This window comes from Sphingobium sp. MP9-4 (assembly GCF_005281675.1).
Lineage (GTDB): Bacteria > Pseudomonadota > Alphaproteobacteria > Sphingomonadales > Sphingomonadaceae > Sphingobium > Sphingobium yanoikuyae.
The window spans coordinates 1-12,544 of record NZ_LUFI01000086.1; the positions used below are offsets into that span (position 1 = coordinate 1).

Annotated in this window: 11 protein-coding genes and 2 pseudogenes; 12 read left to right on the top strand and 1 reads right to left on the bottom strand. The window is 64.7% G+C overall.

Going from position 1 to position 12,544, the window contains the following annotated elements:
* A partial coding sequence (locus A0U87_RS23765) for an FAD-dependent oxidoreductase (RefSeq protein WP_240700630.1) occupies positions 1 to 1,563 on the bottom strand: 1,563 nt, incomplete at its 3' end.
* A 181-nt stretch (positions 1,564 to 1,744) separates the two neighbouring features.
* Between A0U87_RS23765 and A0U87_RS23770 the strand changes: the two genes are divergently transcribed.
* The 12 genes and pseudogenes from A0U87_RS23770 to A0U87_RS23825 all read left to right on the top strand — a co-directional run.
* Complete coding sequence (locus tag A0U87_RS23770) at positions 1,745 to 2,386, top strand: glutathione S-transferase family protein (protein ID WP_048938268.1); 642 nt, start codon at positions 1,745 to 1,747, stop codon at positions 2,384 to 2,386.
* A 475-nt stretch (positions 2,387 to 2,861) separates the two neighbouring features.
* The gene (locus A0U87_RS23775) at positions 2,862 to 3,407 is read left to right on the top strand and encodes a hypothetical protein (RefSeq protein WP_048938269.1); all 546 of its coding nucleotides are present in this window, start codon (positions 2,862 to 2,864) and stop codon (positions 3,405 to 3,407) included.
* A 191-nt stretch (positions 3,408 to 3,598) separates the two neighbouring features.
* The gene (locus tag A0U87_RS23780) at positions 3,599 to 4,540 is read left to right on the top strand and encodes a TIGR02594 family protein (RefSeq protein ID WP_048938270.1); all 942 of its coding nucleotides are present in this window, start codon (positions 3,599 to 3,601) and stop codon (positions 4,538 to 4,540) included.
* A gap of 391 nt (positions 4,541 to 4,931) precedes the next feature.
* Positions 4,932 to 5,477 carry a hypothetical protein gene (locus tag A0U87_RS23785; protein ID WP_164488893.1) on the top strand — a complete coding sequence of 182 codons (546 nt, stop codon included), beginning with the start codon at positions 4,932 to 4,934 and terminating at the stop codon, positions 5,475 to 5,477.
* Between the two features lie 432 nt (positions 5,478 to 5,909).
* Positions 5,910 to 7,085 (top strand): hypothetical protein, encoded by a 1,176-nt coding sequence (locus tag A0U87_RS23790; protein WP_048938272.1) that lies wholly within the window; start codon positions 5,910 to 5,912, stop codon positions 7,083 to 7,085.
* Positions 7,086 to 7,235: 150 nt separating this feature from the next.
* Positions 7,236 to 7,571 carry a hypothetical protein gene (locus tag A0U87_RS23795; RefSeq protein ID WP_048938273.1) on the top strand — a complete coding sequence of 112 codons (336 nt, stop codon included), beginning with the start codon at positions 7,236 to 7,238 and terminating at the stop codon, positions 7,569 to 7,571.
* Between the two features lie 27 nt (positions 7,572 to 7,598).
* On the top strand, positions 7,599 to 8,168 hold the full coding sequence (locus A0U87_RS23800) for a hypothetical protein (RefSeq protein WP_048938274.1): 570 nt from the start codon (positions 7,599 to 7,601) through the stop codon (positions 8,166 to 8,168).
* Positions 8,165 to 8,374: a hypothetical protein gene (locus A0U87_RS23805; protein ID WP_048938275.1), complete on the top strand. Its 210-nt coding sequence runs from the start codon at positions 8,165 to 8,167 to the stop codon at positions 8,372 to 8,374. The genes A0U87_RS23800 and A0U87_RS23805 overlap by 4 nt, the downstream gene beginning before the upstream one ends.
* 352 nt (positions 8,375 to 8,726) lie before the next feature.
* Positions 8,727 to 9,683, top strand: coding sequence for a phosphatase PAP2 family protein (locus tag A0U87_RS23810; protein ID WP_107917565.1), 957 nt, complete (start codon positions 8,727 to 8,729; stop codon positions 9,681 to 9,683).
* Positions 9,684 to 9,761: 78 nt separating this feature from the next.
* Positions 9,762 to 11,078, top strand: coding sequence for a M28 family peptidase (locus A0U87_RS23815; RefSeq protein ID WP_048938277.1), 1,317 nt, complete (start codon positions 9,762 to 9,764; stop codon positions 11,076 to 11,078).
* A gap of 100 nt (positions 11,079 to 11,178) precedes the next feature.
* A pseudogene (locus A0U87_RS23820) lies at positions 11,179 to 12,135 on the top strand (terminase family protein); the annotation flags it as partial.
* Between the two features lie 165 nt (positions 12,136 to 12,300).
* Positions 12,301 to 12,544: pseudogene (locus A0U87_RS23825) on the top strand (transposase); the annotation flags it as partial.

The following is a 12,544-nucleotide window of genomic DNA, read 5'->3' on the forward strand; positions in this document are numbered from 1 at the left end:
CGCGGCGACGCAGAAGGGCACCATGAGGTTGGTGCACTGGTCGCGATGCGGCACCATCAGTTCGAAGGGCAGCGGCGAGCGTTGATATTTGCCGCCGGCGGGCAGCATGAAATGGCCTTCGTTGACGATGCCCCATTGCCCCCGTTCGTCCCGGACCGCGATGCGGCTGGCGGCGTGGCTGTCCTGCCAGTAGGAGGCCATGGCGACGATCGAGGGGAGGCGCGGGGGCACGCCATCGATATCCGACACGTCCCGGCCCGACCAGGCAAGGCCATTGTCCAGCCGGCGCGCCTCGCGCACATAGAGCTGGGGCGACCAGCCGGGCGTGTCGGCGGGATGGCAATCGGTGTGGCGGCCGCGCACCAGGCCCCAGTTGCGCACATCGCGTTGCAGCCCGGCGGGAATGCGGGGATCGCGGCCATGGGCCATGGCGTGGAACCAGCCGCGAATATAATTTTCATGCGCCTTCCATATGCGTTCGCGCGCATCATAGTCGGCCGCCGGATAGGCGCGGTTGAGGCCGACCGCGTCGAGCGACATGGTGCCGCGATTGTTGATGTCGTAGATGCCCGGCGCGACCTCGTCCGCCTTCACCAGATCGCGGGCGAAATGCCAGTCCCGGCCATAGAGCTGGCCGGCGCGCCGGCGTCGGTCGAAATCGCGAAACAGCAGTTCATAGTCGGCCTCGCGATAGCCATCGGGCGCGGTGGCGGGCAGGTCGAGCCGCAGTTCGGGCCGATCGGTCATGGTCAGGCGGAAGCAATAGGCCTGCACGCCATCGTCGGCGGCGCCGACCGGTCGGTTCGGCGCGGGATCGACCCCGGCGATCAGGCGGCCCGACGGCTGGTCGACGAAAGGGTTGATCGGCAGGATATTGTCCTTCTGCGGCGGATCGGTCCGGGTCAGCAGCTCATAGCGTGACCCGCGATAGCCATTATAGGGATTGGCCCGGTCGGCGGCTTCGCGCCCGACCCTGGTGCTGATGCCGGCGCGGGCCATCAGGTCGCCTTCATAGGAGGCGTCGATGAAGATGCGGCCATGGGCGCGAACGCCCGAGCGGGTGATGATCTCGCGGATGGCGCGATCGGTCCGGTCGACGGTCTCGACCCCGTCCGACCAGAGGACCGGCACCCCGGCGGCATCGAGCAGGTCGCGGAAATAGGGGGCAGCAACGGCCGGGTCGAAGGCGTAGCGATTGCCCGGCATGCCGCCCGCCGCCGCCAGCGCGGCCATGGTGGTGCGGGCATAGCCGCCGACCGCATCGATATCGCGTATGTCGGTCCAGCTGAGCCCGCCGGCCAGCATGCCGCCGGGCTGGATTTCGCGCCAGCCGCCGATCAGCACCGCCGACGCGCCCAGATTGGCGGCGCTGACCGCGGCGATGACGCCGGCGGGGGTGGCGCCATAGACGACGACATCGGCATCGGCCCAGGCTTCCCCGGCGAGCGCGGTGCGGCGCGGATGGATGAGGGCGGCCGGCTTGCCGCTGGCCTGATGGCAGCTGACCAGGCCGGCCGCACCCGCTGCGCCCGCCATCGTCGCCAGAAACGCGCGTCTGTCCATGACCGCCCCCATCCCGGATTGCCCCTGCAAAGGCTTTCCGATTTGCGGGGGCGTGGAAATTCCGGTCGAACACCTAATGGATTGCGCGGTCAGGGCCGGGCAGGACGGGACTGGACCGTTGCAATATGCGACTGGTCTGGCAGGATCGGCGCTCCACCACCAGAAAAGCAGGAGTGGGTGCATGATCATCTATGGCGCGCGGCCGTCGCCCTTTGTGCGCAAGGTCATTGTCTTTGCAGCGGAAAAGGGGATTGCGGTCGAGGTGCGGCCGGCCGGGTTCGGCAAGGGCGGCGAGGCGTTCGAGCGGGCGTCCCCCTTTGGCAAGATCCCGGCCCTGGTCGACGGCGATTTCGCGATCAGCGATTCGTCCGCGATCATAACCTATATGGATGCGCTGCATCCCGAGCCGAACCTGATCCCGACCGAGGCGAAGGCGCGGGCGCGGACGATATGGTATGAGGAATTTGCCGACACCATCGCCCAGCCGGTGGGCGTCGACATCTTCTTCAACCGGGTGGTCGGCAAGCTGCTCGACATGCCGCATGACCCGGCCCGTGCCGACCGGGCTGAGGCAGAGAAGATGCCGGGCATCTATGATTATCTGGAGGCGGTTCTGCCCGAGAGCGGCTGGCTGGTGGAGGATCGCTTCACTTTGGCCGACATTGCGGTGGCCTGTCCGCTGATCAATGTCTGCTATTGCAGCAACGGGTTGAAGGACGGGCGCTGGCCCAGGGTGAAGACCTGGCTCGACGGATTGCGGGCGCGGCCGAGCTTTGCCGGGGCGATGGCGCAGGAGGCGCGGATGCTGGGCAAGGCTGTATAACCCATATGGAACATTTTGCTTGACATCGTCACGCTGATCGGGCAGAGAAGAGGAAAGTCGATAATTGCGACTCGTCGGCGTCGGTCGGTGGTGGCGCGATGGGTCGGCTGGGCTGTGGAAGGCGGGGTCTTCGAGGGCGGCTTTTGGGCTGGGTCTTTGGGCTGGTCTTCCAGGTCAGGATTGGCAGTCGGTCCTTGAGGGCTGGTGCGTGACGGTGCGGGGCTTTTGGAATGCCGGCGCCGTGATGCGATGCTGACGGATATTGCCATCAGGTGAGGCGAAAGGGGCTGGTTCGGTTGGGCCGGCCCCTTTTGCGTTGGGCGAGCGCGCGGGGCTGAAGCTGAAGCTGGCGCTGTCGGGGCGGTGTGCGGGGAGCCGTCGAGCGGCGGGGTGGCGCGGGGCTGCTGCCGATGGCGGCGTGCGGCGCGTGGTCGCTCGGCGGGGCGATGGTTCGGGACAATCGGGGGAGAGGGTGATGGCGGCGCGAAAGGGGGCGGCCGGGCGGCCGGAGCGCGTGGCGCAGCGGCAGGCGGCGGGCGAGGGGGTGCGGACGCAATTGCGACAGGTGCGCAGGGATGGCTGGGCGCAGAAGGACCGCGCGCGCTTCCTGGCGGAGCTGGCCGAGACCTGCAATGTCAGCGAGGCGGCGCGGACCGTGGGGAAGAGCCGGCAGGCGGCCTATGGGCTGAAGCAGCGCGACGCGGAATTTGCGCGCGACTGGGATGCGGCGATCGAGCAGGGCTATGGCGAGATCGAGGCGATGCTGATCCGGCTGGCGCTGCATGGTTGCGAGAGCGAGGAAATCATCGAGGATGGCGAGGGTGCGGTGAAGACCCGCAAGGTCAAGCGCGCGCCCAATCCGTCGCTGGGGCTGCAATTGCTGAAGCTGCATGCGGCCCAGGTCGCGGCGCGCCGGGCGGCGCGGGGCGATGCGACCGGACCGGGCAGCCCCGAAGCGATCGCCAGCGTCGAGCGGGTGCTGGCGGAGATACGCCGACGCCGCGCGGCGGCGGGGACGTGAGGGGGAGGGCCTGTGCGCGGCGCCGGCTTTCCGTGCGGGGATCTTCGATGGATGGCGCGCTGGGGCAGCGCTTTCGCGGCACTGTCGCAAAAATGGGCATGTATTACTACGTGTAGACGGGGGTCGGGATAATATTGATGATGTATTGAAGATGATTCGGTGAATATCCATGTGCTGATCGAGGTGTTGTCGTGAACGATCAAGACCGATTGGCGCGATCCAAGATCGCCATTGATGCGCGATTGAAGCGGCGAGATCAGCAACTGGCGCGCGAGCAGCTGGAACTTCAGAAAGCTGATTTTGAACTGCGGAAAAGAACCGCGACAGCTGATGGATTTCATTTCCTGCTGACGCCGACCGGCGTGGTGTTGATGGGGGCTGCGCTGGGGCTGATCGGGACGGCACTGGGCAAGGCCGCCGACTACGCCATAAAAAGACGCGAGCTGGAAACGAATATCATTCTGAAATCGAGTGATGTTCCGTCAAATGCGGATGTGAATGTGCAAGCCCGCCAGCGTGCGCTCAACCTCCTGTGGTTTGCCCAGGCCGGCTATATCGCGCTGTCCGATGACTATCTGTCCAAATTGCGCGCGACGGCCAATGTCGATGAGGGGCAGGCGGTCCCCCCGCCGGTCATCGCCAGCACGGCGAGTGCGACCAATTATACGGCAGAGGATGCCTCTTTGGTCGAGGCCGCGACGAAGACGAAGGCTGCCGCCTGGATGCGCGTGGCCCAGGGCGAGATAGGGCAGCGGGAAATTCCGGGGCCGGAAAGCAATCCGCGCATCGTCGCTTATAACAAGGCCGCGGGCCTGCCTGCCGATGACGCGGTTCCATGGGTCGGATCCTTCATGTGCTGGACGTTCAAGCAGGTGGGCAAGCCTTGCCCGGCCGCGCCCGGCCGCGCGTTGAGCTGGGAGAATTGGGGCCGGGAGATCGAGGATCCTGTGCTGGGCGCAATCGTGATAATGCAGCGCGACACACGCCTTGGCGCCGGATCGGGTGCGGTCGGCTTCTATCTTTCGGAAAAGCCGCAATCGGTTCGCGTGCTGATGGGCAACGCCTATGATCAGGTGACAGCCATCAATTTTCCGAGAGCCCAGGTGAAATCCTATCGGCTGCCACCTGATTGAGAACAGCTTTTGATCCGGGGGCGGGAAGGGGGATTGCGGACCACCCCATTTCGATCATGCCAGCGAAGGCTGGCATCTTAGGCAGGCGCACGCGACATAAACGGATAGCGCTTGAGCAGATTTCGATCCGACTGCCTCGGCGCGACTGTTCTATGCTCCTGTTTTGACGCGTTTTCCGGGTCATCAGGTGATTCCACCTGATTGGGAAATGCTCTAATGTTCCCCCATGGGCGATCAGGCGATGCTGACGAAAATCGATGGATTGATGTTGGCGGAGGCATTTGCGCCGGCGCATCGCTCCATGGCTCTGTCGGCCGGGGAAGCGGTGGTTCGGGCGCTGACAAGTCGACAATGGACGGAGCGATTTGCGGTCCAGGCTGAAGGACAGGCTGTGCTGATTCCGGCGCGCCTCTATTTTGCCACTGACCGGCTGCGATTGAGCAAGGGCGATCCGGCCTGGGGTTTGGCGCGCGCGTTGCAGACGCGCAGCAGCGATGGCTTCCTGCGCCAGGTTGCCGCGCGCGATCTGATCGGCGATTTTCAGCCCTGGGCCGCCCCGTTCATCGTCGCGCTGATCGGCGAATATATCGTGGAGATACTGGAAGACATAGCGGCCGGTCTCACGCCGGAAATGACGCCGGTGCTGGCCGCTTTCATTGCTGAAAATCCAGCCTATTGGCGGACCACGAAGCGCCGCGTGATGAGCTATTGGGACGCCTATTATCGACATGGCGGCTATGACATGCCCGTCACGCATGTGTCCCCTATGGAAGAGCCAAGCTGCTGGAGCCGGGTGAAGCGCCGCATGTTGCGCTATTGGAGTGTCTGTTATCGACATGATCGAGGTGATGTGATGCACCGCAGCTATCGACGGGACGAATATATCGGTTTCAAGCTGATCAATCGCCTCGACCTGGCCGTGGCTGGCCAGGCCTGACGAAGGAGGCGATGGGCGTTCTGACTGCGAGGCCCTCTGCGGGCTTTCGTCAGCCACGCTTTCGCAAGCGAGAATGATGCTGCGCCTCGGCTCAGGCCTGTCCCCAGCCTGTGAAAACGGCAGCCCCGAAGCGATCACCAGCGTCGAGCGGGTGCTGGCAGAGATACGCCGGCGCCGCGCGGCGGAGGGGACGTGAGTTACGATTTTGGCGTGCGCCATAGTCGCTGAATGATGGTCGTGGCGAGGCGCCGATGGGCGATCCGCGCGACGTGAGTCTTTGCAAATATCCAGAATATCCGGCGACGGCCGCGCGCAATTTGTGTGTGCGCCGCTTTGGCGCGGCTCGCCCCTTTCATCGTTGCAATCAAAATATGTTGAAGGAGTGATTTCAAGAAGATTTGTCCAGTTAAATCATTATATTAGGAGCTTTGCATGACGGTTGTTTCTCCCATCAGTTATGGTGCTGTCGGTGATGGCGTGGCCAATGACAGTGCTGCTTTCAACAGCGCCATCGCGGCGCTGCCGTCTGGCGGTGGCGTGGTCGATATGCAGGGGCGGCCCTATGGCCTTCTGAATAGCGTCAATATCGACAAGCCGGTTCGCTTCATCAATGGAGGCAAATTCATTGCTCTTTCGGCGACGGGCGACCTGTTGAAGGTCGGTAGCGGCGTGGAGGGCTTCTCCTGCTCGGAAGTGACCTTTGATGTGTCGAGTGCCATCGCGCGGACCAGTGGCGCCGCCATCAATATTGCGGGTGATCCCAACCTGCTGGGCGCCGTCATCGGCCCCGTGATCACCAACAATATCTTCCGCAACCAGTTCCTGGCGATCAATGTCGACTATGCGCAGCATCCCGTCATTTCGGGCAACACGATTTTCAATACCGTGCGGACCGGTTCCGGCATCGTCATCGGCAACCAATATTATGTCCATGGCGCGACATTGAGCGGCAATCATCTGCAGGTCTCCGACGACAAGGACAAAGCGGCGGTCGGCATCCGGATCGGCTGGTGCGATGTCTATTTCATCGGCTTCAACAGTTCCGTGCGGCATGAAATCGGCGTGTCGATCAAGCCCGTCGGCAGTAGTCAATATGCCGGAACCGGCAAATTGATCGGCAATAATCTGGATACTTCCACCATCGCTGTCCTGGTCGAGCCGGAAAATGGCGGGCGGGTCTACACGCTTCTGGTCGACGGCAACTGGCTGTCGGCCAGCACGGCGGCTGCGGCGAAGATCAGGTCGAACAGCGGCATTGTGCGCGGTATTTCCATCACCAACAATGAAGCCAAATATGGCAGCGGCAATGGGATCGTGTGCGAAGGGCCGGCGTCGGGGACGGCGTTCGACGGGCTGTTCATTCGCGGCAACGTCGCTGCGTCGAACCCGAGCGGACGGGGTATCGACCTGAGCGGGGTCATCACGCATGTCAGTTCGTCCAACAATTATTGCGGTGTGGAACTGAACCCCGCCGGGATCGCGGACGCCAATCATACCGGCTATCATGTCAATGTCGGGGTCAGCGGCAAGTCCTGCTGCGACGATGTGGCCGGCAACAGCGTGGCGCAATTCCAGAATCTGAGCTCGACCTTCGCTGTGGCGGCTTGATCGAGCAAGGGCGGGGGCCATGAAGTTGGCCCCCGCCCGACTGGGTGAGGCGGTCGGATGATGAGGTGCAGGCCTGAGCTTTGAGCGTCGGGCTTTTGCGGTTGGGCGCTTCCTCTGATAGTCTGAGCACGAGGCTTTGGAGATCGGGCGATGCTGGTTGGGCTGATCCTGTTGGCGGCGGGGGCGATGATCGCGCTGTCGGTGCGCGCCGATTGGCGGTTCCGGGCGATCGACCGGCTGCCGATGCAATGGACGCTGACCGGGACGGTGAGCTGGCATGCGCCGCGGGCCGTGGCGCTGGCCTTCACGCCGGTGCTGGGGACGATGCTGATCCTGGCCGTGGGCGCGATGGCTTTGTGGGTGCCGCCGCGCGCCGGACAGGAGGGGCTGGTGATCCCGGTGCTGCTGGCGATCGCGGCGGGCATGGTGGCGATCCATGCGCTGCATATCTGGATGATCGGGCGCTGGGCGAGGGCGCGGCACTGAACGGGCATTGGGGCTGAGGAGGCGAGGATGCGGCGTGTGACCCGGAGCAGGATGGCGCTGATGCTGGTGGCGCCGATGGTGATGATGCTGCGCGCTGGCGCGCGCGGCGCGCCGCCGACAAGCTGGGCCAAGGCGGGCGTGTCGCTGGCCGACTATGCCGGCGATGCAGGGGCCTGCGCGGAGGCGACGCGGGACAGGGCGGTGACGGTGCGACCGGAGACGGCGCAGGCGCTGGATGCACTGAGCATGGTCGACCTGACGATGATCCTGCGGACCTATGGTGGCGATAGCGATGCCAGCCCGCTGATGGCGGCGGCGAATATCGGCATGCATCATGACGATGCCAATGTGGCGCGGCGAACGGCGAATTTCGGCGCGAAATATCAGGCGATAACGCGCAGCGACGTGCGCGCGCAGTTGCAGGCGGCGCTGGACCAGTGCCTGGTTGATCGCGGCTATGTGCGGATCATGCTGACGCCGGAACAGGTGGGCGGGCTGGCGAAGCTGAAGCGCGGGACCGCCGAGCGCACCGCCTATCTGCATGCGATCGACAGCGATCCGGCGGTGATCGCGGCGCAGCGGGTGGTGGAAGAATGACGATGCGGATCGGGATCGTCCTGGCCAGCCTGGCCTTGTGCGGGGCCTTGTTCTGGAGCGGGACGGTGCTGGTCGCGCTGATGATGGAATGGCTGGTCGCGCATCCGTGGGTGGCGAAGGCGATGGCGGCGTTGCCGATGCTGGTGCTGCCGCTGATGGCGGTGACGATCGTGCATTGGCGCCGCGATGCGGCGGACGCCGGCTGAACGGAAGGCGGCGGGCTGGCAAAGCGCCAATGTGGGACGGCGGAACGCACCGCCTATCTGCATGTGATCAACAACGATCCGGCGGTGATGGCGGCGCATCGGATGATGGAGGAATGAAGGCGCGCGGTGTGCCGCTCACTATATTATGCGGTGGACAATATAGAACGTGCAGTTTTCAATGATGACAATATTTGTTTCTTAATGTTTCATACATGGATTGGCTATAGCCGCCTCTGCGGGGTAAAGATCTGTGGGGGTTTTGGTGATCGGCAATATTGTCGTTCGCGTGCGCAGCGTGTGCGCGGGATGTCTCCACGATTTTCGGCATTCATGGCCGGTCATTCTGCTCGCGATGCTGATGACGATCCTGCTGGCGGCTGCCGCGACGGTGCAGTCCTTCCATGTCGACATCGTGGATCTGGCGCCGCTCTATGTTGCAATCATCATATTCTTGGCCAGCGGACTTTATATTCTTCGCCGCACGCCATCCGGGAATGCCGCCATGGCAGCGCGGGAAGGGAGCGGTCAGCGGCTGGGCCATATATTGGTGCTTACCGGGCTGTTCTACTTCATGGCAGCGACAGCTGCGCTGGGCTGTGCGGCGCTGGCGCGAACGGCATTGCCCTATGCGGATACGATGCTGGCCGCAGCGGACCGTGCGCTATATTTCGACTGGCTGGCGATGATGGCGTGGTTTCAGGCCAGTCCGCGGATCGCGACCTTGTTGATCCACGCCTATGCCGCGATCAACTGGCAACCGCAGTTGGCGATATTGCTGCTTTGCGGGCTGGGGCATCCAGCGCTGGCCTATCGGTTCATGACCGCCTGGGGCATGTGTTTGTTGCTGACGATAGTGATGTTCCCCTTCTTTCCGGCGGTGGCTGCATTCCATCATTATAATGTCGATCCGGCGCAGATGCCGGGTGCGACCGCCTGGGCTTCCTGGCATTTGGAGGCGTTGATGGAGGAACTGCGGTCCGGGGCTAAGGCCACGCTGGATAGCGATGCGCTGACGGGGATCATCACCATGCCGAGTTTTCATGCGGCATCGGCGATCCTTCTGATATTTGCCTTCTGGCCCTTCCCCTGGCTGCGCTGGCCGTTTCTGCTGCTGAACATGGTGATGTTCGCATCGGCCGTGCCGGTCGGCGGCCATTATCTGGTGGATACGCTGGGCGGTCTGATGCTGGCCCTCATCGCCATTGGGACGGCGATTGCCGTGCATGGAAGAGGCGAGGATATCCGTCTGGACTGGAAAACGATCGGGCATCAGGTCCGGCGACGGGAAGCGGGGCTGGCATCTGCCTGACGATGGCGGGCCGGCCTGTCGAGGATGAACGATCAGATGATTTTACCTGATGGGAAAAGCCTCTAAGAGACTGGTCAGATGAAGAAACTGATCCTGCTCGCCGCCGCTTCGGCCCTTGCAACCCCAGTGCTGGCGGCACCCGCCGCGCCGTCCGCGCCCGATGCGGCGCGGTTGAAGGCGACGGTCGAGAAGCTGGTCAGTTTCGGCACGCGTCATACGCTGTCGAGTGCGACCGACCCCAAGCGCGGGATCGGTGCGGCGCGGGCCTGGGGCAAGGCCGAGTTCGAGAAGATCGGCAAGGGCTGTGGCGGCTGTCTGAGCGTCGAGACGGTGGCGGATCGCTTCACGGGCCCGCGCGCGCCCGATGGCGTCGAGGTGGTCGATGTGCTGGCGATCCAGAAGGGTAGCGGTGATCCCAACGAGGTGGTGATCGTCGCGGGCCATATCGACAGCCGCGTGACCGATGTCATGAACATCACCAGCGATGCGCCGGGCGCCAATGACAATGCGTCGGGCACGGCGCTGGTGATCGAGGCGGCGCGGGTGCTGGCCGGGCAGAAATTCAACGGCACGATCGTCTATGCGCTGCTGTCGGGCGAGGAGCAGGGATTGTGGGGCGGCAAGCTGCTTGCCAGCACGGCCAAGGCGCGCGGCTGGCATGTGCGGGCGATGCTGAACAATGATATTGTCGGCAACACGGTGGGCCAGAATGGGCAAGTGGTTGCGGATCGCGTGCGGGTGTTCTCCGAAGGCATTCGCGCGGGCGACGACGCCAAGGCGAACCTGACGCGCCGGGCGATCGGCGGCGAGGATGACGGCCCGTCGCGGGCGCTGGCCAAGGCGATCGACGGCATTGCGCAGGCGGACCCGAAGATCGGGCTGGAGGTGCTGGCGGTGCGGCGGTTCGACCGGTTCGGGCGCGGCGGCGACCATTCGCCCTTCCTGGACCTGGGCTTCCCGGCGGTGCGCTTTTCGGTGGGGATCGAGAATTATGACCGGCAGCATCAGGACCTGCGCACCGAAAATGGCCGGGTCTATGGCGACACGGTCGATGGCATGGACTTTCCCTATCTGGCGAAGGTGACGGCGCTCAATGTTGCGACCTTGCGGCGGCTGGCCGATGCGCCCGCGGCGCCGGCGACGGTGTCGCTCGATGGCGCGCTGTCGATGGATACGCGGGTCTTCTGGGACGCGGTGCCGGGGGCGACGGCTTACAAGGTCTATTGGCGGCGCGCGGACAAGCAGGACTGGAGCGACAGCCGGGTCGTGACCGGCGCGACGCAGACGGTGCTGAAAGATATCGTGGTCGACGATCATTTCATCGGCGTCGCGGCGGTGGCCAAGGACGGGGCCGAGAGCCTGGTGACCTTTGGCGGGATGGCGCCGCGTAAATAGGATTTGGTTCGCGCGGAGGCGCGGAGGCGCGGAGATTTTCGGGAAGGCCGCCTGCGGGCGGCCTTTTTTGTTGCGCGCTGTTTGGGGAGAGGGGGCGGGGATGCAGATGGCCGATTGCGACTGGGTCGAGCAGGCGGCGGCCTGGCCCGAGCTGGCGCGCTGGCTGAGCGACGATGCGGCCGAGCGGCTGGGGCGGGACTGGCATTTCCTGGCGCGTCCCGCGCAACTGGCGCCGGCGGGCGACTGGCGCATCTGGCTGATGATGGCGGGGCGCGGTTTCGGCAAGACGCGGGCCGGGGCGGAATGGGTGCGCGCCATTGCCGAGGGCGATCCCGAGGCGCGGATCGCGCTGGTCGGTGCGACTTTGGGCGAGGCGCGCAGCGTGATGGTGGAGGGGGCGAGCGGCCTGCTGGCGGTGGCGCCCTGGTGGGCAAGGCCGGCCTATGCCCCGGCGCTGCGCACGCTGACCTGGCCCAATGGCGCGCAGGCGCGGCTGTTCGGCGCGGCCGAGCCCGAAAGCCTGCGCGGGCCGCAGTTCAGCCATGGCTGGGCCGACGAGATCGGCAAATGGCCGGGCGGGCAGGCGGCCTGGGACAATATGATGATGGCGATGCGGCTGGGGCATGATCCGCGCGTGGTGGCGACGACGACGCCGCGCCCGGTGCCGCTCGTGCGGGCGCTGGTGGCGAGAGATGGCGCCGATGTGGTCCTGACGCGGGGGCGGACGGCGGACAATGCAGCGCATCTGGCGGCGGGCTTTGTCGATGATGTGACGCGGCTTTATGGTGGCACGCGGCTGGGGCGGCAGGAACTGGATGGCGAACTGATCGAGGAGGCGGAAGGGGCGCTGTGGACCCGCGCGGCGCTGGAGGCGTGCCGGGTGCGGCATGTGCCGGGCGTGCTGGCGCGGGTGGTGGTGGCGGTCGATCCGCCGGCGACGGCGGGCGGCGATGCGTGCGGCATCGTCGTGGTCGGGCTGGGCGGGGACGGGCGCGGCTATGTGATCGCGGACGCGAGCGTGGCGGGCTGCTCGCCCGAAGGCTGGGCGCGGGCGGTGCGGATGGTGCAGTGCCACGAGGCGGATCATCCGTCCCGCTGGGCGGCCATCGTTTCGATCTCAGAGATTGCTCCGAAATTAAGTTGATTCGTATCAGTGGGTTATACTGACAGTGCATCCTGTCGTTGATTCAGCGGTATTGCAAAAAACTAAAGGAAATCAACGATGTGGGCCGATACCACTGAAACGCAGTATGTGCGTGCAGACTTGGCGGCCAAGCGATTTGATCGATGCCGAATGGGCGCTGCTCGAGCCATTCTTTCCGCCGCCCTCGCATGTAGGGCGGCCGCACAAGTGGTCATTCAGGCGGATTGTCGAGGCAATCCTGCATCTGTTGCGTGGCGGCAGCTCGTGGCGGATGCTTCCGCCGTGTTTGCCGCCGGTCTCGACGGCGCGGCGTTGGTTCTAT

What these genes read in the sequence shown, in the direction of transcription:
- A0U87_RS23770 (WP_048938268.1), top strand. Translation starts at nt 1,745, where the DNA reads ATGATCATCTATGGCGCGCGGCCGTCGCCCTTTGTGCGCAAGGTCATT.
- A0U87_RS23775 (WP_048938269.1), top strand. Translation starts at nt 2,862, where the DNA reads ATGGCGGCGCGAAAGGGGGCGGCCGGGCGGCCGGAGCGCGTGGCGCAG.
- A0U87_RS23790 (WP_048938272.1), top strand. Translation starts at nt 5,910, where the DNA reads ATGACGGTTGTTTCTCCCATCAGTTATGGTGCTGTCGGTGATGGCGTG.
- A0U87_RS23795 (WP_048938273.1), top strand. Translation starts at nt 7,236, where the DNA reads ATGCTGGTTGGGCTGATCCTGTTGGCGGCGGGGGCGATGATCGCGCTG.
- A0U87_RS23800 (WP_048938274.1), top strand. Translation starts at nt 7,599, where the DNA reads ATGCGGCGTGTGACCCGGAGCAGGATGGCGCTGATGCTGGTGGCGCCG.
- A0U87_RS23805 (WP_048938275.1), top strand. Translation starts at nt 8,165, where the DNA reads ATGACGATGCGGATCGGGATCGTCCTGGCCAGCCTGGCCTTGTGCGGG.
- A0U87_RS23810 (WP_107917565.1), top strand. Translation starts at nt 8,727, where the DNA reads ATGCTGATGACGATCCTGCTGGCGGCTGCCGCGACGGTGCAGTCCTTC.
- A0U87_RS23815 (WP_048938277.1), top strand. Translation starts at nt 9,762, where the DNA reads ATGAAGAAACTGATCCTGCTCGCCGCCGCTTCGGCCCTTGCAACCCCA.